Source organism: Singulisphaera sp. GP187, from assembly GCF_900129635.1.
Lineage (GTDB): Bacteria > Planctomycetota > Planctomycetia > Isosphaerales > Isosphaeraceae > Singulisphaera.
In genome coordinates this window covers 1-22,303 of the sequence record NZ_FSRB01000001.1, presented here as the reverse complement: position 1 = coordinate 22,303, position 22,303 = coordinate 1, and the positions used below count along the sequence as shown (strand labels likewise).

Annotated in this window: 14 protein-coding genes; all 14 read left to right on the top strand. The window is 58.6% G+C overall.

The genetic code is table 11. The features are described 5' to 3' along the window. The first annotated feature begins 286 nt into the window (after positions 1 to 286). The 14 genes from BUS42_RS00070 to BUS42_RS00005 all read left to right on the top strand — a co-directional run bounded on the left by BUS42_RS00070 (position 287) and on the right by BUS42_RS00005 (position 22,159). The gene (locus BUS42_RS00070) at positions 287 to 1,207 is read left to right on the top strand and encodes an exosortase/archaeosortase family protein (RefSeq protein WP_254053214.1); all 921 of its coding nucleotides are present in this window, start codon (positions 287 to 289) and stop codon (positions 1,205 to 1,207) included. A 104-nt stretch (positions 1,208 to 1,311) separates the two neighbouring features. Next, positions 1,312 to 3,540 (top strand): polysaccharide biosynthesis tyrosine autokinase, encoded by a 2,229-nt coding sequence (locus BUS42_RS00065; protein WP_074304372.1) that lies wholly within the window; start codon positions 1,312 to 1,314, stop codon positions 3,538 to 3,540. A gap of 22 nt (positions 3,541 to 3,562) precedes the next feature. Then, complete coding sequence (locus BUS42_RS00060; protein ID WP_083669995.1) at positions 3,563 to 4,342, top strand: exosortase-associated EpsI family protein; 780 nt, start codon at positions 3,563 to 3,565, stop codon at positions 4,340 to 4,342. A 287-nt stretch (positions 4,343 to 4,629) separates the two neighbouring features. Further along, on the top strand, positions 4,630 to 5,712 hold the full coding sequence (locus tag BUS42_RS00055) for a FemAB family XrtA/PEP-CTERM system-associated protein (protein ID WP_216820993.1): 1,083 nt from the start codon (positions 4,630 to 4,632) through the stop codon (positions 5,710 to 5,712). Positions 5,713 to 6,179: 467 nt separating this feature from the next. Next, the gene (locus BUS42_RS00050) at positions 6,180 to 8,609 is read left to right on the top strand and encodes a VanZ family protein (RefSeq protein ID WP_074304371.1); all 2,430 of its coding nucleotides are present in this window, start codon (positions 6,180 to 6,182) and stop codon (positions 8,607 to 8,609) included. A gap of 274 nt (positions 8,610 to 8,883) precedes the next feature. Then, complete coding sequence (locus tag BUS42_RS00045; protein ID WP_159452142.1) at positions 8,884 to 10,032, top strand: glycosyltransferase family 2 protein; 1,149 nt, start codon at positions 8,884 to 8,886, stop codon at positions 10,030 to 10,032. Positions 10,033 to 10,524: 492 nt separating this feature from the next. Beyond that, positions 10,525 to 11,835 (top strand): TIGR04063 family PEP-CTERM/XrtA system glycosyltransferase, encoded by a 1,311-nt coding sequence (locus BUS42_RS00040; protein ID WP_074304369.1) that lies wholly within the window; start codon positions 10,525 to 10,527, stop codon positions 11,833 to 11,835. 36 nt (positions 11,836 to 11,871) lie between these two features. Next, positions 11,872 to 13,056 carry a glycosyltransferase family 4 protein gene (locus tag BUS42_RS00035; RefSeq protein WP_074304368.1) on the top strand — a complete coding sequence of 395 codons (1,185 nt, stop codon included), beginning with the start codon at positions 11,872 to 11,874 and terminating at the stop codon, positions 13,054 to 13,056. A 201-nt stretch (positions 13,057 to 13,257) separates the two neighbouring features. Beyond that, the gene (locus tag BUS42_RS00030) at positions 13,258 to 14,469 is read left to right on the top strand and encodes an O-antigen ligase family protein (protein ID WP_254053213.1); all 1,212 of its coding nucleotides are present in this window, start codon (positions 13,258 to 13,260) and stop codon (positions 14,467 to 14,469) included. Between the two features lie 270 nt (positions 14,470 to 14,739). Continuing rightward, a complete protein-coding gene (locus tag BUS42_RS00025) occupies positions 14,740 to 15,846 on the top strand; it encodes a glycosyltransferase (protein WP_074304367.1) in 1,107 nt (368 codons plus the stop codon). 71 nt (positions 15,847 to 15,917) lie between these two features. Continuing rightward, positions 15,918 to 17,876 (top strand): asparagine synthase (glutamine-hydrolyzing), encoded by a 1,959-nt coding sequence (gene asnB, locus BUS42_RS00020; protein ID WP_083669994.1) that lies wholly within the window; start codon positions 15,918 to 15,920, stop codon positions 17,874 to 17,876. After that, positions 17,797 to 18,981 (top strand): glycosyltransferase family 2 protein, encoded by a 1,185-nt coding sequence (locus tag BUS42_RS00015; protein WP_083669993.1) that lies wholly within the window; start codon positions 17,797 to 17,799, stop codon positions 18,979 to 18,981. The genes asnB and BUS42_RS00015 overlap by 80 nt, the downstream gene beginning before the upstream one ends. Positions 18,982 to 19,463: 482 nt before the next feature. Continuing rightward, positions 19,464 to 20,663 carry a glycosyltransferase family 4 protein gene (locus tag BUS42_RS00010; RefSeq protein ID WP_074304365.1) on the top strand — a complete coding sequence of 400 codons (1,200 nt, stop codon included), beginning with the start codon at positions 19,464 to 19,466 and terminating at the stop codon, positions 20,661 to 20,663. A gap of 605 nt (positions 20,664 to 21,268) precedes the next feature. Further along, a complete protein-coding gene (locus BUS42_RS00005) occupies positions 21,269 to 22,159 on the top strand; it encodes an ABC transporter permease (RefSeq protein WP_143206180.1) in 891 nt (296 codons plus the stop codon). Positions 22,160 to 22,303 lie beyond the last annotated feature (144 nt).

Below are 22,303 nucleotides of genomic sequence, written 5' to 3'. Positions count from 1 at the left end.
TAAAACAGGATGCTCAAGGCTGATTGCATGGCGTATGCTAGTCGAACGGCCGGAGCAACCTCCTCATAAACGGGGGAGGGAACGGGGGAAGGCCAGACCAGTTTTCCCCAAGGATCTTTGGCCAATCGCACGGAGGCGACCCGCTGGACTCGCCCTTGGGGTGTAACCCACGGGCACGAAGTGCGCGCAGGCGGACTTGGATCTCGCAATAAGTCGGATCGCTCTCAGAATTCGCAATTGTTATTGCGGAGATGAAAACAAAATTATGAGCTGTGAACCCAATACTATGAGCCGGGCGAAACGATGGGATCGCCACGTCGTCCTGGCGACACTACTTGGCATGGGCTTGACCTGGTTCTACTGGGCCACCTTGGGCGAAATGGTCAAACGGTGGTCGACTGATCCGCGTTATGCCCACGGTTATCTCGTTCCGATCTTCGCGCTCGCTCTCCTCTGGATCCGCCGCGATCGATTCGCAGCACTCGCCACGCGCTCGAACTGGGGTGGGGTGTTGTTAATCGGGGCTGCGGTTGCCCTGCGAATGGCGGGGGCTTACATCTATTTGAGTTGGCTGGAGACGGTGTCACTGCTCCCCGCGATTGCCGGTCTCTTTGTCCTGGTCTGGGGTTGGCCATCGCTCCGCTGGTCGTGGCCCGCGATCGCGTTCCTGATCTTCATGGTCCCGCTGCCCTATCGGTTGGAAGGGGCCATGGCTCATCCCCTGCAGCGCGTGGCCACCAAGGTCAGCACCTACGCATTGCAGACCATGGGTTTCCCTGCCTTGGCCGCAGGAAACGTCATTCACTTGAATGAGGTCGAACTTGGCGTCGTTGAGGCCTGCAGTGGACTGAGCATGTTGTTCACATTCTTCGCCCTGGCGTCCGGCGTGGTGATGGTGATCCGACGGCCTTGGCTTGATAAGGTATTGATCATAGCGAGTGCCATTCCCATTGCTCTCATCGTCAATATGATTCGCATCACGGTCACGGGTGTTCTTCATGAGACGGTGGGCAGCCGGCTGGCCAATCTCGTTTTCCATGACCTGGCTGGCTGGTTGATGATGCCGATGGCCATGGGCCTGCTCTGGCTCGAGCTCGAACTCCTGACACGGCTGTTCCTCGAGCCGGCCCCAGCGGTTGCCCGCCTCAGTCCGCTTGATCTGATGGGAAACGCGCCGGGACGGACAAGAGCCTCAAGATCTCGGTGATGCGAATCGACGCCATGGAAACGCCGGCGGATATTGCCGGCTGAAGATATTGTGAGACTTCTATCGAAATCTGTTCGGATGGGATTGCAGGGAGACCCTCCAGGATGATGTCGAATTCCAACTCCGGACCGCGATCCGACTCGGCCAACCTGCCCGCGGTCGTCCCGCCCTACCGCACCGCCGAAGTCTTTTCGATCGCGCCAGCCCCTGTCGGGACGGCGGCCGGCCTCGATCCGATCGCGCTCCTCAAAGCCCTGCGCCGCCGTTGGCCATTGGCGGTTGGCGCCGGTCTGCTGGGCGGGGTCGTCCTCGCCGTCGTCACCTACTTCGTGGTGCCTCCGGCGAAGTACACCGCGCGGTCGATGCTCCACGTCAACTCAACCCAGCCGCGAATCCTCCTGAAGGTCGGCGAGAATGAGTCGGATTACGTCGCCTACCAGCGGACCCAGTTGGCTTTACTCAAAAGTCGGCTCGTACTCAGTACGGCACTGAAGGATCCTGAAGTCGCCAAGCTCGAAGTGATCGCCAAGGTGGTTGACCCCATCGAGTGGCTCGAGAAGGAGCTTCAGGTTGACTTCGCTTCCGGTTCCGAGATCCTTCGCATCAGTATCAACGGCGAGAAACCTCAAGTCCCCATGCTGTTGGTTAATGCGATCACTCAGGCTTACATCGATGAAATCGTCGATGTTGAAACGAAGCAACGCCGCCAACGCTACGATCTGCTCAAAGAGACTTGGAATCGCTATCAGGAAAACCTCAGGGAAAAGCGCAAGGAGCTCAAGCGGTTGACGGAGCTCGCGGGTTCGGATGACAAGAAGACGATTGCAAACATCCACCAGCACGAGCTCGACCGTCTCGGGAGAGCCGAGGACGAATTGGCGCGAGTTCAGTCGGAGCTGAGGAGTCTGCGAATCGAGCATGAGGTTTCGCAGGAGAAAGTGACCCAAACCGCTTCAATGATCACTCCGGTGATGATCGAAGACGCAATCAGTCGGGACCGCTCCATCGAGTTGCTCAAGGCCCGGGAGTCAGCGGCGATTAAGGCCATCGAACGGGTCTACCACATCGCCCGCAACAGGAGTGATCCCTCGCTCAAGAAGTATCGGGACGAATTGGAGGCCGCTCGCGCCGAGTTGGTCGCCCAGCGCCGGAAGCTGTATCCGATCATTCAGCAACAGTTGCAAGACATGGGTCGCGACGACGATGACTCGAGCGAGGCCTTGCTCCCGCATCGGATCAGTATTCTCGCGAAGCTCGAAACACTACTCGCCAGCGATGTCAAGCGGCTCTCCGAACGGAGCGCCTCGATCACCCAAAACTCGGTGGACCTCTTCTCGGTCCAGGAGGAGATCGCCAACGCCGACGAGATCGCACGGACGATCGGGAAGGAAGTGGAGGCCTTGACCGTCGAACTCCAGGCCCCTCCCCGAATTCGACTGCTCGAGAAGGCTGAGTTGCCGCGCACCAAGGACGAGATCCGCCAGATTAAGATGGCGGGAATGGCAGGTTGCGGCGCCTTTGCACTCGCGTTGGTCGGCGTCTCCTTCTGGGAGTTTCGGTCCCGGCGGGTCGATTCGGCGGCCGACGTCATCAAGAGCCTGGGAATGAATCTCTTTGGGACGTTACCGAGCCTTCCGCAGCGGAGTCGTGGGTTCCGATCAGGAGAAGCGGAAAACGTCCGGTGGAAGAGCATGCTGGTGGAATCGGTTGACGCCGCACGGACAACCCTCCTGCATGTCTCGCGGACCGAGTCGGTCCGCGTGGTGATGGTCGCGAGTGCGCTGAGTGGCGAGGGCAAGACATCGCTTTCAAGTCACCTGGCGACCAGCCTCGCACGCGCCGGCCGCCGGACCCTACTCATTGATGGCGACATGCGCCGGCCCTCGGCCCATGAGCTGTTCGACCAACCTTGTGTGCCCGGGCTCAGCGAGGTGCTCAGAGATGAGGTGGACGTTGCCGACGCCATCCAGCCAACGGCGGCCGGCGGGCTGTGGCTCCTCCCCGCCGGTCTCTGCGACAGCGACTCGATCCAGGCCCTCGCCTGCCGCGACCTGCGAGCCATGTTCGATCAGCTCAAGGAACAGTACGACTTCATTGTGGTCGACTCCTCTCCCGTATTACCGGTGGCCGACGCGATGCTGATTGGCCAGCACGTCGACGCAGTACTGTTCTCGATCATGCGCGACGTCAGCCGCATCCCCAAGGTCCAGGAAGCCTACGAGCGGTTGGCGAAACTGGGGATCCGGATGCTCGGCGCCATCGTCACGGGCGAAAAGAGTGACCATTACGGAAGCAAGTATGAATACTCTGCCCGGACCCGGGAATCGGTCTGAAACACTCGCGTCGAGCAATCCCATGCTTCGATCCTTGCCCATGGTAGCCGCCCTGATCCTGGTGATCGCCGCCGGGATCGTCCACGGCCGGTGGACTCAGCGCTGGACGGTGTCTCACGCGATCGAGGAGGCCGCGGCCAAGATCGATCGCCTCCCCACCACCTTGGGGGATTGGCAAGGGGAAGCGTTCGAACTCGATCGCAAGCAATTGGAGTTGGCGGAGATCGCGGGATACGTTGCACGACGCTATACGGATCGAATCCAGGGAGACGTGGTAACGATCCTCCTGGTGTGTGGAGCGCCTGGGCCGATCTCGGTCCATACGCCGGACATCTGCTACTCGGGTGCCGGCTTCGAGCCGATCGGAGCGCCGAGGGAATTCTCGCTCCCAAGCGAGCCTTCGAGTCCACCGGCCCAGTTCCGCAATGGCCTGATGGTTAAGACCAGCACGCCAGTGCCCGCGTATCTCCGGATTCTCTGGTCCTGGTCCGCCAGTGGAAACTGGGAAGCCCCACAAAATCCACGCCTCACGTTTGCATCGAAAGACGTCCTGTACAAACTCTACGTGATCCGCGAACAGACTTCGGCCGACGAGCGGGCCGAAGCGGATCCCAGCCCGAGGTTCTTGCGACTCCTGCTGCCCGAGTTGCAGCAGATCCTCTTCGATCACCCGGCCGTGAAAAGGGAGAGCATTGGAGCGGAACGTACACCCACCGCAACACAAGGCCCCCTTCGAGCAAGGCCGGCAGAATCCTTGACCAACGTCCTTCAAGCAGTCAATCGCTCTGAAGTTACGATTTAGAGCGATCCGAGCTCGACGACCAAATCCCTTGGAACAGATACCGACCTGACCGAACAACGTTCGGTACGTCCTTGATCACTTCCAAGATTTCCTTTCTCGGTCGTCCCCCGAATCCCAATGAGCCCGATCCGTTTCGTGTCAGACCGATTGCGACGTATCCTCCCAGGGGAGGGAAGCCATCGGAATCGGGGCGAGATCAGGGTTGCGGCCTGGAGTCCCCAGGCACGTCCAATGCGATCACAAGTACGGGCGCACCGTCACACGAGATCCGCTTTCTGAAGGCCCAAATGATGCTCTTGCAGGAAACTCCTCACCTTTTGCCTGATCTCGAGATCTGTGAGCTGGGATGCGACGAACTCGCTGGGCTGACGCCACAACTCGAGGCTTTCCTTATACGTCACGGCACAGCTCCGCTCAGCTATCATCCCGCCTGGTTGACAGTCCTCAATCGAGGGCTTAAGCACCACCCATTTTGTTTGGTGGCCCGACAAGACGGGCAGGTGCGTGGTTACCTAAGTTTGGCTCATCTTCGCAGCCGCCTGTTCGGGCGCTTTCTGGTGAGCCTTCCTTACCTGAACTACGGCGGGGTCGTATCCGACAGCAAGCATGTGTCATGCCTATTGATTGACCGCGCCGTCGAGTTAGCGAAACGATTCGACGTGCGTTACCTCGAACTTCGCAATGAAACGGCCGTCGAACACCCGCAGCTCACCCACCAGACAACACAGAAGGTCCATATGCGGTTGGACTTGCCGATGTCCCCCGAGGAACTCTGGAGCCGCCTCCCGTCGAAGGTCCGGAATCAGATCCGAAAAGGCCAGAAGTGTGGTCTAACGGTCGCCTGGGGAGGTGAACCACTCCTTCCCGAATTCTATGATGTCTTTAGCCGCAACATGCGAGACCTCGGCACGCCAGTTTATAGCCGTTCTCTGTTCCTCGAAATGCTCCGTCAATTCCCCGACCGCGTGGAGATTTGCGTCATCCGTGATGAGGCTCAGACTCTGGCCACGGCGATTCTCCTCCACGGTTGGGGGGTAAGCGAAGTCCCTAGCGCCAGTTCCTTACGTCGCTACAATCACACCAATGCCAACATGCTTCTTTACTGGAATCTTCTGGAACGCTCGATCCAACGGGGTCAGACCGAGTTTGACTTCGGCCGGTCCACGCCGGACAGCAACACTTTTCGCTTCAAGAAGCAGTGGGGAGCGAACCCAGCCTCGGCGGTGTGGCAATACCACGTCCGTGACGGGAATATGACGGACATGCGACCGGACAACCCCCGCTATCAGCGTCTGATTCGGCTCTGGCAGCGGATGCCAGTTAACCTGACTCGTCTGATCGGTCCTCTCATCGTACGAGGCATACCATGACATTCCAATTTGCCGACATTTGAATTCATTAATCCGATTACTCTTGGGGAAAAATGCCTGGGTTCACTTGGACTGACGGAATCCGCCGCGTTGCTCCGAGGCCGATCGACTTCGGGGCTGTCCTTGCTTCGGCTTTCCACACGACTGGCCATACCTGACCGGAATGGCGTCGGGCAAATTCTTCCTCAAGGCGTTTGTTGAAGTCGTCGTGGCGGTAGGATTGGGTGTACGGATCGGTTGAGACAACAACCAAAGCGAGCGCGACCTGATTCGCCTGTATCACCGCTTTCGGTTGGGTCCCGAGACGGGTTGCTGAGGAGGAAGCGTGGGGACCCTGAAAGTTTTTGACTTTTCACCAGAAACGGTGGACGTGATCGGCAAACGCGTGTGGTAGCGAGCACCGTCGTATTTTGAGTCGGAGTGCGGCCGATCCAACACTTTCTCGCATCATATGAACTTGAACCGCGATGCCACCCTACGACAAATCAGATCGCGATACTCGGCCCATCAGGACGAAACGATCGTCCTGCTGGTCGCGGTATGCGCCGGTCGGGCTGATTCTGATCGGGACGCTGACCACGTGGGTGTTGGGCGGCTTGGCAATGCTGAGGTATCCTGGACTCCCCTACAACCTTCGTGAGTTGATGGAATCAAGCGTACCGGGAGTTACGCTCGGTATCCTCGGTCTGTGCCTGCTGATCACCGGTGCGACCCCGCTGCTTCTGGCCTGGCTCTGGGACCGACGTCCTGGCGAGTTTACCTGGATCGGTCCTCTGGATGCGATTTCCATCGCAGCGTTGATTTACTCCCTACTGCGAACGGCGGTCCCTTACGAGTCGATCAGCGACATTATTGGAAGCCCGGTCCTGAAACTGCCGGCCGAGTTGGAGAATTTAGGGCGATTCGTGGGGCTTTACCTGGGAATCCTGATGGGGCTGACGATCGGGACCCGACTCACGATCGGGAATGCACCACGCCGGCGCGATCTGGCCGGATTGCTCAGCATGTCCGTTATGGCAGCATTCTCTTATACGATCGTCGTCGGCTATGCTTGTACGGATAACATCGTCGAACTGCTCCGCGACGGAGGGAGTTGGTTATCGGCCGGCGCTGTCTTGGCCTTCGTCGCGCTGCTCGGACTGGTTGCCGGCGCCCTATCCCTGGCGACCATCAGGGCGGCCGAGGGACACTGGAGACCGCTGGCGGGCGCAATCGTGCTACTGCTGATTTCGATCCCGGTGGGATGGCTACTGCTGTGCGCGGCCACCAACCCCTCGTTGACAAAGTACGGCCGGACGTTCGCCGCCCGCGAGTTCCTGTTCAGCCCAGACCGAGAGCACCCTCTCGGAGAGCGGGCGATCTTCCTTCGCTTCGCCATCGCCGAGCTCTCGACAATGGCCCTCCTCAGCGTCGGCATGCTGGTCGGACGATTGATGGTCCGCGCGAGGGAGGCGCCCCCGTCAAGGATTCGGCCGCAGCCGACGAGGACTCGGCCGCAGCCGAGGGAGGGCATGCCCGCAGCGCCGCCGCGACGCATTCATTATGCCCTGTTGTCGGCGTTGTATGCCGGGTTTGCCATCTATGGTTCACTGGTGCCGTTGCAATTTCGGGCGGTACCCCTGGATCAGGCCTGGGAACGGTTCCGCCAAATTCCTTACCTCCAACTCAGCATCGAATCGCGGAGCGACTGGGTCGCGAACATTCTCCTCTTCGTGCCGCTGGGATTCTTGCTGGCCGGAGTCCATCGCGTAGATCGCCCGGGTGGAAGGTACCGGGATCTCGCCGCCGCCGCGTGGATCGTCCCCGGTTGTGCGCTCCTAAGTATCGCCATCGAGTTCACTCAGATCTGGTTCCCGCCTCGGACGGTCTCCCAAAACGACGTAGCCGCCGAGGTGATTGGCGCGATGGCAGGAGTCGGGATTTGGAGTCTGGCCGGGCGACGGGCGACCATGATCGCTCGCGAGTATCTTGGCACCTCCTCCTCCGGTCGGAAGCTGGACTTGATTCTCAAGATCTACCTGGTCGGCCTGCTCATCTACTCGGTCTTGCCGCTCGACCTGACACTCAGCCCAGCCGATCTTTGGAGAAAGTATCGCGATGGAAAGATGCTCCTCTTCACGATCGGTGGTACGAATCCGTTGCAGTCGGCTTACGTCATCCTCGCCACGACGGCTACATTCGTACCCGTTGGACTGCTCGTCGCATCGCTGTTCACTCCGCTCCCGACGCGGTTCGGCAATCTCGTCCGCAGTCTGACGATCGGTGCCGCTCTGGCGGCACTGATCGAGATCGCCCAGATTCTGGTCTACAGCCGGGTCTCCAACGGCGCGGATCTTCTCTGGGGCGCCCTCGGCGTCAGTCTCGGCGTGGCTTGCATGAGGCCTGAGACGACACCCAACGCGGCTCGTCAACGGACCTGGCCCGATCGCCCATGGGTCTGGCTTTGCCTGACCCTCGGTTATGCCGGAGTCCTGGCCGCCATCTTCTGGTTTCCCTTCGAGTTCACAGCGCAGAAGGGTCTCGTTCTCGAGCGGTTGGCCGGGATGGCTCGCGTGCCGTACTCAGCCCTGTATCGTGGATCGGATTGGAACGCGATGACGCAGATCACCCGAAAGGTGCTCTGGTTCATCCCGCTCGGGAGCCTGATGGCACGCGGAATTGCCCTGGTTTCGTCCCGATCCCCTGCGCATCGTCGAGTCTGGATCGTGAGTGGCCTCCTGGCTTGCCTCACTCTGGCCGTGACCATCGAGGTGGGCCAAACCCTGTTACCCGAGAAGGTCGCCGACCTGACCGACATCCTTCTCTATCAGTCCGGGGCGACTCTCGGACTGATGATGACATTAAGCTTACTCGACCTTCGAGCAAAGTCCGAGGGAGGAGGTTCACCTCCCTTTTGACCGCGTACCAATCTTTTGAGGTCAATGCCCCCGTACGAAGTTCCTCAGATCGCAAGTTGGTGAGCTTGAAACCAACGTCCTCGCAGCTCCAGAGGTTTGACGAAGTATCCCGCTGACAGCGATTCCCTCCGCGTGCACAGAGACCACCAAGGTTCGAGACTCCTTCTCACGGCACCCCTTATCGGCTTCCAGACAGTCAATACCCCGGGACCGGAGATTGGTCGACCAGACAATCCATTCCCTATAAGCGAACATTTTCCGAATGAACGAAGCCATGCTATGGACCATACTATTCGTCACGTCGGCCACTGTCATTTACGTTTATGCCGGCTATCCTCTTGCCTTAACGTTGCTCCAACCCCTCGCGGCAAAGAGTTCGCGGCGTGAGGACACCTATGCTCCATCGGTCACATTAATCATCCCGGCGTATAATGAAGCCCTGGTTATCCAGAAGAAGATCGAAAACAGCTTGGGACTCGATTACCCTCGTGAACGTTTGGAAATCATCGTCTCCTCCGATGGGAGTAACGACGGAACGAATGAAATCGTTCGGCAGTATGAAGCGTCAGGCGTGATCCTGCGAGCCTTCACACCCCGGGCTGGCAAGATATCCGTGCTGAACCTTTCGATCCCCGAGGCGATCGGTGATATCATCGTACTCTGCGACGCCAACGTGATGTTCCGCCCCGACGTTCTGCGTCGCCTCATGCCGCATTTCGCCGATCCCGAAGTCGGAGCCGTCACCGGCGATGTCCGAATCCAGAGCGAGGATGCCCCATTTGGCGAAGGCGAAGGTCTCTACTACAAATACGAGCGGCTCATCCAACTGCAGGAATCGCGGCTGGGTTCCACTGTGACCGTCGATGGAGGCCTTTACGCACTCCGCAGAGAACTCTTCCACCAGCTCCCCACGGACACCATTCTCGACGACTTCGTGATCGGGATGAACGTTGCCATCGCCGGCCGGCGCGTGCTTTACGACCCGTCGGCGGTTGCTACCGAAAATGCGACGATTGACGTCTGGCAAGAATTTCACCGCAAGGTTCGGATTGTCGCGGGTGCGTTTCGCGAGTTACTCAGGGGACATGGTGTCCCCCGCCCCCGACAAATCCAATTGTTCTGGTCCTATCTCTCCCACAAGTTGTTGCGATGGCTGGTGCCTTGGTGCCTGTTGGTCATCTTCGGCTGCACTCTGTCACTGGCTTGGCTTCGGGGATTTGCGGACGTCGCGACAGCCTTCCTCACGATCCAACTCGTGTTTTACGCTTGCGCACTCATCGGCTGCACTCGGCCCAACGCCCGTTGGCCAGCCATCATCGGAGTACCGTTTTACTTTTGTATGATCAACACGGCGGCTTGGATCGGCTCACTTCGCGGACTGACAGGGATCGAGAAGGTGACTTGGAACAAGGCGAGCCGATGAGCGATCCAACCCGTTGCCTGTTCTGCAAATGGATCCTAGGGCTCTTCAGCGAGCATGTGTCAATTTGATCAGATTCCAGCGACGACTCCTCAAGCCCTCCGAAATCAATCGCAGGTGACACGTCGACGTTCCTTCAAGCGTGGCCCCTCGCTTCGATCCTCAACGAATGGGAGCGATTCTGACGTTGCTGGAGCGACTTACGGGATTCACCTTCATGTCCTTCCTGATTTTGAAGTCCAGTCCATTTTACACCAATTTTGCCGCCGTGATCAGATACTGATTTATCGTCTCCAAGTATCCTACGATTGATGACTTCGGCGGCTGGCGACACGTCGTTTGGCGAATCGTGGGGCGCCTGGAAACCGACACCGACCCACTCGTTCCAACCATCCCCTCGCAATTCTTCAAGGATTGTGATTGACAGGCGGCGGACTGGATCGTCGCCACCCCCAAAAATTGGCTCGAACGAGGTGTGAACGACTCGTGCCCATCATGACCCAGGTATCTCCGATCGAGCACCAAGGCGACGGCCTCCCCATCCCCCGGCGCATCCTCCATGTCCTCGATCACTCACTGCCGCAGCTCGATGGTTACGCCATTCGATCGAATTCCATCCTCCAATTCCAGCGGCGGCTCGGGTTCGAGCCAGTCGTCCTCACTTCGAAGAAACACGGACGAGCACCTCACAAGTGGGAATCGATCGGCGACATCATTCACCACCGCACTGATCCTGTGACGGAAGGCCTCGAAGGGCAGTTGGAGAAAATTCCGTTCCTCAGGGAGCGGCGGCAGATCCGCACCATGAGGCATCGCATTGCGGACGTGGCGAGGGCCGAGCGTGCCGAACTCATCCATGCCCATTCCCCGTCGCTCAATGGAATCCCAGCGGGCACCGTGGCCAGACGGTTAGGACTGCCGTTTGTGTACGAAGTGCGTGCTTTCTGGGAAGATGCCGCAGTGGACCAAGGAACGCTCAAGCAAGATTCATTTAAGTACAAATTGAGCCGAATGCTTGAGACTCGCGTATTTTGGGATGCTGACGCGGTTACGGTCATCTGCGAAGGGCTCCGCGACGAACTGGTTGCCCGCGGTATCGAAGCGAAGAAGATTTTCGTCATCCCGAACGGAGTTGATCTCGAGGGGTTCCCTCCGCGTGAACCCAATGCGAAGCTGATTGAGCAATACGGTCTCCTTGGGAACGACGTCATCGGTTTTATCGGTTCGTTCTATCGGTTCGAGGGGCTTTCCCTGCTACTCGACGCCTTCGCCGAACTGCGGCGGAGCGCCCCGAATGCGAGACTATTGCTAGTGGGCGGCGGAGAGGAGGCCGCGGACCTGCGTGCCAAGGCCGTAACACTGAGCTTGGGCGAGTCCGTGATCTTTACAGGACCTGTTCCGCCGGAGCAAGTGCTTGACCTTTACTCGATTGTGGACATTGTCGTGTATCCCCGCCAATCGATGCGACTGACCAATACGGTGACTCCGCTGAAACCACTTGAGGCGATGTCCATGAAAAAGGTCGTCATCGCCAGTGATGTTGGGGGACTGAAGGAATTAGTCCGCGATGGCGAGTCGGGTCTGCTATTTCCGGCCGGCGATAAGTCGGCGCTGGTTCAAACCCTGCAATCCGCGATTGCGAACCGAACTCAGTGGGCAGCGATGGGCGAGCGAGCTCGACAATACGTGATGGAAACTCGTCGCTGGGAAGAGATTGTGGCTCGCTACCAGTCAGTTTATGGAGCGGCCTATGCGTCCGCCGCTCTCGCCGGACGCTTGGTCCGACAAAGCGGGAACGGACAGTAAAAGGGATTCCCAAAGGATCCGTCCGAGAGACGCACGATGCACATTCTCACACTGTCCACGCTCTTTCCGAATGCACTCCAGCCCGTCCACGCCCTTTTCGTGCGGGCACGAATGGAGCATTTTTCGCGACAATACGGTCATCGATGGACCGTGGTGGCTCCCGTCCCCTTTTTCCCGAAGCTCCCCTTCCGAACCTTTAAGACCTACGATACCTACGCCCAAGTTCCCCGGCATGAGAACGCTCGGGGATACCCAGTCCATCACCCGCGTTATCTCGTGACCCCAAAGGTGGGGATGCGCTTCTATGGCGCCTGGTTGACCGCCGGGGTCCGTCGTCTGGTCAAGAAATTGCACGCAAGCGATCCATTCGATGTCATCGACGGGCATTTCGTTTACCCTGACGGAACTGCGGCCGCGCGGCTCGGGAAGGAACTGAACATTCCCGTAGTACTTTCCGCGCGGGGCACGGACCTGAACCTCTACCCAAAGCTCCCCGGTATCGCCAATCTGATCCGTTCGAATCTCAATTCGGTCCGGCATTTGATCTGCGTCTGCGAAGGGTTGAAACAAGAGGCGTTGAAGCTCGGGATCCCCCAGGAAAAGGTGAGTGTCATCGGGAACGGGATCGACTCGAACCGCTTTCGTCGTGGAGATCCGCTGAAAGCCCGAAAGTCCCTTGGCCTACCTTTGGATGCAAACATCATCCTGTCAGTAGGCCATCTCATTGAAAGAAAAGGTTTTCATTTTATTATGGATGCCGTTTCGCGACTTGGGCGGGATAAAGTCGTGCTCGCGATCGTCGGTGACGGGCCTGAGAGAGGACCGCTAGAGCAGCACGCAAAAACGCTCCAAATCGAGGACCAAGTTCGCTTTGCGGGAGCCGTTTCGAACGACAACCTACCCGTTTGGTACCAAGCCGCCGACGTTTTTGCGCTCGCGAGTTCACGCGAGGGGTGGCCCAACGTCCTTTGTGAGGCTCAAGCCTGTGGACTGCCGGTTGTTGCAACCAAAGTCTGGGGCATCCCTGAAATTATCCACAGCGAGGGTTTGGGTATCATGGTGGAGCAGCGGAGTGCGGATGGGTTGCACGCGGGACTGGAGCAGGCGCTGCTCAAGGACTGGGATCGCTCGCAGATTGCGACGGTGGGAAGTTTGAGGACTTGGGATCGTGTGTCTGAAGAGTTGGCTATCGTCTTCGATACGATCAATAATCCACGTTGACTTGACTTGTACAGAGCGGGACTCATCAGAAAAATCGCGACCGGAAATGAACGTGCCAGCCGGTCAGTAACCTCGGTACACCGATGTCAGGGATGGACTGGAACGTGGTGTGCCAAGGGCTGTAGCCCTGGTGGAGATGGGTACGATGGGTCTCAAGGGATCTTCTTCATTGGTCTTTTTGGCATCTGCAGCCTCTATGCGTTGGCTGAGCCATTTGCGGGTGTGGTCGCGTATGTCGTCCACTATCATACCTATCCCGAGAATTCGTGGTGGGGAAGCGGGTTATCGAACTCGGGCGTCCGCTACAGCGTCATCATTTCGGCATCGTTGGCGGCCGGTACCCTCCTGAATTTCAAGCGATTGCCCTACGGTAAACTCGTCAGTCGACAGGAAATTCTCTACCTGACATTCCTTGCCTGGATGCTCGTGATCCGCCTGATTCAGGGCCAAGAGACACCTGAAGACGCGGTCGACAAGATGTTTAAGATCGCCGTCTTTTTGCTCGCACTGACCCACGTTGTTGTCACACCACGGCGGTTTAATCAATTTCTTTGGGTGTTAGTGTGCTGTGGCCTTTACCTCGGATACGACTGCTTCACGGCCCCCAGAAGCATGTACATTCAGGGACGGCTTGAAGGGATGGGAGGGCCGGACTTCAGCGACTCGAATGCCATGGCGGCTCACATGGTGGCGCTGCTCTCGATCATTGGGATCCGATTCCTTCGTGGCGGCTGGAAAAGTAAGGCTGTCAGCTTCGTGGCGGGAGGGTTCGTCGCCAATACGATTGTGCTCACTCGATCCCGTGGCGGCTATCTGGCCTCTCTGGTCACAGTCTTCGTCATGCTGACCTTCACACCCAAGGGCCGGCGGAAGCAAATTCTGGCCTTGGTGGCCCTGGGTGCAATGGGAGCCTTGACAGTGGTAGACGCCGGCTTTCTTGAGCGAATGGGAACACTTAAGGCGGGAGAGCGAGAGAAGGATGAGTCGGCCATGTCACGGCTCAGGTTTTGGAAGGCAGGCTTTCACATGGCTGTCGACAATCCACTGGGAGTTGGCCCGGGCAATTTCTATATGCACATTGGCGAATACCTTCCGGAGGACGCCGGGCGAGACACCCACAACACCTATGTCCGTTGCGTGGCAGAGCTCGGTTGGCCTGGCCTGGGCCTACTCATCGCACTCATCTCCAACGCCTACATCGTGCTTGCGCGAGTTCGCAGGTTAGCGGCCAAGGCCCCCGAATTGGAGGAGTGTGCGTGGAACGCCTTCGGCCTCCAGATGAGTCTCTCGGGGTACCTGGCCGCCTCGATGTTCATTTCAGCAACTTACATTCAAATGCTCTGGTGGCTGCTTCTGCTGCCCACCGCGCTGGAGCGGGTCATCGCAAACGCCGTCATCGGTGAGAGTGGCTGAATCCTAAGGTTGGCCAGCCTCGACGACACCCCCTTCTCATCAGAGCATTTCCACGGATTCAGAGGCTGTGGCCAACTGACCGACGCGTTCGACCTGGTTCTCATTCGTTGAGAAAGGGTTCTGATTCCGGTCGCGATGGCTTCGAGGTCGGCGATCGTACCGGCGGAGCTTGAAGAGTCGAGCTAGCATGCTTGCAAGGCACGGCCACAGTACCAGAACATAATTATGCAATCGTCTTCACTTATTCAAGATCCTCACCCCTCGGTGTCCATGCCTGAGAGCCGTCAACCCCGGATTCTCCACGTCGTAACCCGACTCGGGTTTGGCGGACTGGAGGTCGAGATCCTCAACCTGGTTCATGCACTCGAGCGGCTTGGATTCGAGCAGGGCCTTTGCTGTCTCCAAGACCTCGGCGAGCTAGCCGACCAGCTCCCGAAAACAGTGCCGGTTTGGTTATCTGCCGGAGGATCCGGGCCTGGTTCGGTTCCAAGGCGCACCGCGCGGATCATCCGCGAATGGCGCCCCGACATTATCCATGTACGCAATGGCTGGGGCTGGCCCGATGCGGCGTTGGCCTGGCTCCTGGCGCTGCGACGGGGCCGGTTGGTCTTCAGTTTTCACGGCTGGGACAGCATGAACCGATTGCCTTGGCGCCGCGCATTCATCTACAGGCAATTGGCGCGGCTCACGCCCGCCTTAGTCAGCATTTCGGCCGAGACCGCCGATCGGTTCGCCTACGAGGCCGGAATCGCGCCAAGCCGATTCACCGTGCTCGATAGCGGCATCGACGTCGATCGGTTTCTTCCAGCCGAACGCCGGGAGCGAAGTGGGCGACTTGTGATAGGCTGTGTCAGCCGACTCGACCCGATCAAGGCGCATGACGTGCTGATCGACGCCTTCGCACGCGCGGTTGACGGCGGCGCACGTGATCTGGAGCTACGTTTGGTGGGAGACGGGCCCACCAGGGGCTCTCTCGAGCGCCTGGTCGCGGAACGCGGGCTTGGGGACCGGGTCCGATTCCTGGGGATGTGTCGCGACATCCCTGATCAACTTCGCGCGATGGACCTTTTCGTGTTACCCAGCCACCGTGAGGGCCGTCCGATCTCGATCATGGAAGCCATGGCATCAGGCCTGCCGGTGATCGCCACGCGGGTGGGGAGCGTGCCTGGTCTGGTTGAGAATGGCCGGACCGGACTACTGGTGGAGCCGGGCGATGTGGCAGCCCTGGCCCGCGCGATCACTGACCTCGCGGACGACCCAGAGGTTCGCTCGCGGCTCGCTGAGGCGTCACGTCGTTTCGCGGTCGCTGGATTGTCAGTGGGCCGGATGGCCGAACAGTACGCGGCCTTCTACAAGAAAACCGCTCGGGCGTTTTGACGCAGACAGCCGTCGCCTCCGTCCCCTGCGTTAGGGGCATGGCGTGCCGGGTAAGATTGGGGGTTGCAGACGTGTGCGGCATCACGGGTATTGTGGACATCGGCGGTCGATCCGAGGCGGATGGCGCGGCAATCGGGCGGATGACCGCTGCGCTGCACCACCGCGGACCCGACGACTCGGGCTCATTTATCGATAGCCACGCCGCCCTCGGACACGCGCGTCTGAGCATCATCGACCTCGCTGCGGGCCATCAGCCGATGTGCAACGAGGACGAGTCGATCTGGATCGTCTTCAACGGCGAAATTTATAATTTTCCGGAGCTTCACGAAACGCTCGAGGGCCGTGGGCACTGTTTCCGTAGCCGATGCGACACCGAGGCGATCATTCATCTCTACGAGGATTACGGTGATCGCTGCGTCGACTTCCTCCGCGGAATGTTTGCCTTTGCGATCTGGGACCAGAAACGGCGTCGACTCCTGCTTGCCCGTGACCGGCTGGGGATCAAACCGCTTTACTACTGGCAGGACGGCACACGGCTGGCCTTCGGTTCCGAGATCAAGGCGATCCTTCAGGCGCCTCATGTGCCCAGGCGGATCAATCCTGAGGCACTTCAGGACTTTCTGACCTACCACTGGGTGCCGGCGCCGAAATCGATGTTTGAGGGGATCTTCAAACTCCCGGCCGGCCATACGGCCATTCTCGACGAGCATGGCCTCCGGTTCCGCCAATACTGGGATCTCCACTTCCCGGATCCCCACCGCGAAAGCGAGGAAGTCCTCCGCGAGCGGTTCTTGGCCGAGTTCGAAGAGTCGGTTCGCATCCATCTGTTGTCGGATGTGCCGCTCGGAGCGTTTCTCAGTGGCGGAGTCGATTCCAGCGCGGTCGTTGCCACGATGGCCAAGCTCGTGCAAGGCCCAGTTGTTACCAACTCGATTGGATTCGAGGAATCGGGATTCAATGAACTGGAGTATGCCAATGCCGTGGCACAGAAATTCGGCACCGACCATCACCGCCAGATCGTCCGCCCCGACGTGATCGACCTCGTCGAACGGCTTGCTTGGCACTACGACGAGCCATTCGCCGACAGCTCAGCGATCCCGACTTATTGTGTCTCGCGGATGACTCGCGGGAACGTCACGGTCGCCCTCTCGGGCGATGGCGGCGACGAGAACATGGCCGGCTACCGCAAATACAAAATCCATCAGCGAGAGCGGGCACTCCGACGACGGATCCCGAGCGCGATCCGCCGGCTCGCGTTCGGACCAATGGCAAGGCTCTACCCGAAGGCGGACTGGTTGCCTCGCCCGCTCCGTGCGAAATCGACCTTCAGGAACCTCGCCTCGAGCGACGCCGAAGCAATCTACTTGAGCCGGGCCGCACACGCCCCAGAGTTGGCATTGGCCCTCATCAGGCCGGAGGCTCGAGCACGCGGCTACGACCCATTCACAACAATCGAGGACCACTATCGCCGGTGTGACGCCGACGATCCGCTCTCGAAAGAGTTGTATTCCGACATTAAAACGTACTTGTGCGACGACATTCTCGTTAAGGTGGACCGAGCGTCAATGGCGGTCGGCTTGGAAGTCCGCGTTCCGATCCTCGATCATAAATTCATGGAGTTCATGGCCGCGGTCCCCTCCGATTTGAAGTTGCGAGCGGGAGAAGGCAAATACCTGTTCAAACAGGCGGTCCGGCCATTCCTTGGACCAGAGGTCGTCGACCGTCCTAAAATGGGCTTCTCGGTGCCACTTGGGGAGTGGTTTCGAGGGCCACTCCGTGAACTGACCGAAGACACTCTGTTCGCGCCCGACGCTTTCATTCGCTCAATACTCGACATGGACGAAATTCGCCGGATATGGCGGGCGCACCAGGCTGGGATCAGCAGCATGGAGTCGATGATTTGGGCCGTGTTCATGCTCGAGCAATGGGGACGAAACTTCCTCAGAGCGGATGTTAGCTCCCCCGAGCCTGTTTCGGCACCGCCGTACGGGGACAGGGCTCAGTCCAACGGCTTCGACCTTCAATCCTGAGCTTCTCCCGTGTGTTCCAGGCCTTTATACTGGTGGCTCAGCTGCAATTCCCGCACTAGGCTTCCGCCAAGAACGGAAGGAGCCCCGCAACACCAGTCGTCTGCTTTTGCCTGTTTCGAAACCGCGTCCGATGTTCGCCTCTCTCCTCCAAACGATCACTTACTCCGCCTTCAGAATCACAATTCAATCAGCGATGCACCCAAATCTACGGTATTGTGCGGTCATTCCGGTTTACAACGGCGCAGACACGATCGCGCACGCAATCGAAAGCGTCTTGGCCCAGACCAACCCTCCTGACGAGGTCGTCGTCGTCGATGACGGCTCAGACGACGACTCAGCCATCGTCGCCTCGCGATACTCGTCGTCCGTGCATGTCGTACGGCAGCCAAATGCCGGCCCTGGCGCCGCACGGAACCGGGGAGTGCGTGACTCCTCGGCAGAGTGGGTGGCCTTCCTTGACGCCGACGATACATGGCTACCGGAGAAGATGGAACGCCAGATGGCGTTATTGGGTGATTCACGCGTCGGCGTTGTCCATGCCCGCGGGACACTCTCCCCTTCGCCCGCGCCACCGATCGTCACTTTTGAGAATCTTTGGGCGGAAAACTGCATCAGGCTTTCATCGACAATCGTGCGTAGAACTGCCTGGGAATCGGTCGGCGGATTCGACGAAAGTCCTGGCCTTATTAGTGTCGAAGACCACAATTTGTGGCTTCGATTGGCCGTGGCGGGTTGGACGATCGTTACCTGTCCAGAGGACTTGATCCAATACAACCAAGCCACCGGCGGGCTCTCGTATCGCACCGAAAGTTTTGCTCGCGCGGAATTTACGAACTATGACAAAATCGGCGAACTCCTCAAACTCGAACGCGAGGTCGTCCGGAGTAAGATTCTTAAGCTTCACGTTAAGCATGGCCGCAGCCTTCTCCACCGACGTGAGATGAGCTCCGCGAGGCGTCTCCTCGGCGTTCCTCTGCGCGAAAGCCCATGTCGAGAGACACTCCGTTTGTGGCTCGCCACCTTCGTCCCGGCTCGACTTCTGGACCTGAGGCGTAATTTCAGGGAGCTCTCACGCGGCACCGAACTACCATCCCGATCTTCGTAGTTGCGTTGCCGACCGCGGAGGTCCTCGAGTGGTAGGATCGTCGCGACGATCCAGAATCCACGGAACGTGGCGGTCTTGGCCCGGGGACCACACAGAGAATTCTCGAATTCCCACGGGTAAGTCCAAGGTTCTCGGGAGTTTGCCCGCCTCCATTGAGCTTCGGAGTGAGCCGTCTTCAAGTCCTAAATAGCTCCTCGCAACTGGGAAAGTCCTACGTTCCAGCCTCTTACGGCAAGTGACGAAATTTCGTCACCCCGCTGCTTTCCCTGTTGCGAGGAGCTATTTAGGTAGGCAACGACTTAGACGGAGCCTACCTCGATCAGACCGCTGAATGTTGGCCGAAGCCCGATGAAGAAACGTTAGCGCCTGCTGACTGCCAAACTTCGCATGAAATGCATATCAAAATGCAACATTTGTAAGTTTCTGGATTTGAACTCATTGCCTTCCAGAACTTGAGATAGAGAGAAAGACGGGGAGCAGAGATGAGAGTCGCCATCGCTTGCAGCGGATTGGGCCATATTGCCCGAGGAAATGAGGCCTGGGCTGAAGACACAGCCCGCGAGATGGCCAATCTAGGCATAGCGGTGACGCTGTACAAAGGAGCCGGGAAGGCAGAGGCCCCCTACGAGCGAGTCATTCCCTGTTGGCGCCGAGAGTCGCCGCAAACCGCCTGGGTCGGGCGTTGGATCACCCGGAGCGGGCGTTGGCGAGTTGGGCTGGGCAGTCCCTACGACATCGAACAGACAACGTTTGCGATGCGACTCCTGGGGCACCTCCGTCGCGAACCGGCCGATGTCTTCCATACCCAGGACCCCTGGATCGCCAGCATTGTGCAGAGGGCTGCCCAATTCGGCCTAGTACGAACGCGTGTGATCATCGGCAACGGCACCGATATGCGGTTAGCCTGGCTCAACAAGTTTGACTACGTTCAGCAGCTAGCCCCTTGGCACCTGGAGGAGGCACGCGCCGCCGGCACCTGGAAGCCGACGTGGACGGCGATCCCGCATTTCACGAACATCCGCCTCTATCATCCGGGGCGAGCCGACGCAGTTCGGTCCGAGCTGGGCATCCCCGCGGACGCGCTGGTCGTGCTTACCGCGGCGGCGATCAAGCGCCATCATAAGCGAATTGATTATCTTCTGGAGGAATTTGCCCAACTACGAACATCGACGCCAGATCTGCCCGCTTGGCTTGTCGTGGCAGGCGGATGGGAGCAGGATACCGACGAGCTAATCGCTCGGGGGCGTGCGCTGCTCGGTGACAGAGTCCGCTTTCTGGTTCGCTATCCACGCCTTCAAATGCCCGAATTATACCGTACGGCCGACGCCTTCGTCCTGTGCAGCCAGATGGAGATGCTGGGAATCGTTCTCTTGGAAGCGGCGGCCAGCGGATTGCCCTGCCTCGTCGGCCAGCACCCTGTTGTCAAGTGGGTCGTCGGCCCTGGCGGCGAATCGATCGATATGGAGACTCCCGGGGTCCTAAGCGCATCGTTGGCCAACTTACTTGGAGACACGAGTCGCCGCCATCAACTCGCTGCGCTCGCCAGACGGCATTGCGAAGACCACTTCAGCCAAGAGCGAGTCATCAGCCAGACACTGGATTACTACGATTTCGTTCTCAACCACGACCGGCCTAAGGTTCAGTCGAACACGACAGCAGCGGCGGGCGAGCCTTTGAGCTGAATTGTCAATTGACTTTCTGATCTTTCTTCAGACAAACCGGACCGCCTCTCGCTCACCTCCGAAGCCTCCCCTCAAGGGGGGGCCTCTGAGCGGAACGCTTCGTTCGAGTCGATGGCTCAATCCCGAACAAGCTCCCGCATCGCGCAATCGTAGCTGTGTAAGAAGCGGGGAAGGCTGAAAGCAAGAAGTGTCGGGGACGTTCCTAGCCAGCAACAGTCCACTTGAGTGTCCGATGTTGTCGCAAACTTCTTGCTTCCTGGGCCTTCAAGGCCAGAAGGATTGGCAAACAAATTCCAAATCTTCGCTAATGTTAATTATCTTAAGAGTAACGCTCACTGCAGCATCATTTGGTAAACGTTTTCGATAATGGACAATGAATGGTTCGATGATGCCCAGTCACATCAAGCCGCGGTAAGCATCGGAAAACCGACCGAAAGAGCTTAAAACTCCTTGAAAGTTCAACCGGCAATCTCCATAATCGAAAAGCGAGGAGAGCCGATTTGGCCGGATCTTAAACGGTCAAACGGGTCTCATCAGGACGATCGCTGATTGCCATCACGTTGGAATTGCGATCCTGTTGCGCCACCGCGGAGCAATGAATTATCGTGAACCTCCTAGTTGAGGCGTCTGACTCCCCGATTTCGGCGCCGGACATCACAGAGCCGCATGCCGAAGCGCCTGTCACCGTTATCGAGCCGCCGAGTGGTTGGCAACTGATTAATGTTCGTGAGCTTTGGCAATTCCGTGAGCTACTGGGATTTCTCATTTGGCGTGATGTGAAAGTCCGCTACAAGCAAACGATTCTGGGGGCCGGTTGGACCGTACTCCAACCTTTAATGATGATGGTGGTATTCACGATCTTTTTTGGCCGAATGGCCAAGGTTCCGTCCGCGGGGCTCCCGTATCCGCTGTTCGCCTATGCGGGTCTACTACCTTGGACATTTTTTGCAACGGCCATAACCAACGCCGGAAACAGCGTGGTTGCCTCTGAGCGGCTGATTACCAAAATCTACTTTCCCCGGCTTTCTGTACCGTTCGCGGCCGTTGGTGCAGCGGTGGTGGATTTGGTCGTCGCGTTTGGTCTCCTCCTTGTCATGATGGTTTACTATCGCGTGGTTCCCGGTGTCCAGCTATTATTCCTCCCGGTGATTGCCGCTCTGATCACGTTAACAGCAATGGGAATCGGGACCGGGCTATCGGCACTCAATGTCGCTTACCGCGATTTTCGCTACATGATTCCATTCCTGGTGCAACTTGGCATGTTCGCCACTCCGTCGGTCTACATGCAGCCCGAGTCAAAGCCGTCAGCCTGGCTCCAGTCTGTGATGGCTCTCAATCCGATGACGGCGTTCATTGACGCTTTTCGTGCCACGGCTCTCGGTGGCCCAATTCCTTGGGGTTCACTGGGGATCGCCGTTGTGGTGGCTGCTGTCGTCTTCGTCGTCGGTTGTTTTTACTTTCGTAAGGTGGAGGATAGCTTCGCGGACATCATCTGAACGTTCCGCCCACCACTCCGGTTAGCACACCTTTGCCCCGAGTTTATCCCACGATGACTGTCGCCATCAGTATTGCAAACCTCAGCAAGAGGTATCACGTCCCGCACGATCGCCGTCACGCCAAGTATCGGACCCTCCGCGAGA

Coding starts and splice junctions, on each gene's coding strand:
- BUS42_RS00045 (WP_159452142.1), top strand. CDS start 8,884: ATGCTATGGACCATACTATTCGTCACGTCGGCCACTGTCATTTACGTT.
- BUS42_RS00060 (WP_083669995.1), top strand. CDS start 3,563: ATGCTTCGATCCTTGCCCATGGTAGCCGCCCTGATCCTGGTGATCGCC.
- BUS42_RS00070 (WP_254053214.1), top strand. CDS start 287: ATGAGCCGGGCGAAACGATGGGATCGCCACGTCGTCCTGGCGACACTA.
- BUS42_RS00050 (WP_074304371.1), top strand. CDS start 6,180: ATGCCACCCTACGACAAATCAGATCGCGATACTCGGCCCATCAGGACG.
- BUS42_RS00035 (WP_074304368.1), top strand. CDS start 11,872: ATGCACATTCTCACACTGTCCACGCTCTTTCCGAATGCACTCCAGCCC.
- BUS42_RS00025 (WP_074304367.1), top strand. CDS start 14,740: ATGCCTGAGAGCCGTCAACCCCGGATTCTCCACGTCGTAACCCGACTC.
- BUS42_RS00010 (WP_074304365.1), top strand. CDS start 19,464: ATGAGAGTCGCCATCGCTTGCAGCGGATTGGGCCATATTGCCCGAGGA.
- BUS42_RS00065 (WP_074304372.1), top strand. CDS start 1,312: ATGATGTCGAATTCCAACTCCGGACCGCGATCCGACTCGGCCAACCTG.
- BUS42_RS00015 (WP_083669993.1), top strand. CDS start 17,797: ATGTTAGCTCCCCCGAGCCTGTTTCGGCACCGCCGTACGGGGACAGGG.
- BUS42_RS00040 (WP_074304369.1), top strand. CDS start 10,525: ATGACCCAGGTATCTCCGATCGAGCACCAAGGCGACGGCCTCCCCATC.
- BUS42_RS00055 (WP_216820993.1), top strand. CDS start 4,630: ATGATGCTCTTGCAGGAAACTCCTCACCTTTTGCCTGATCTCGAGATC.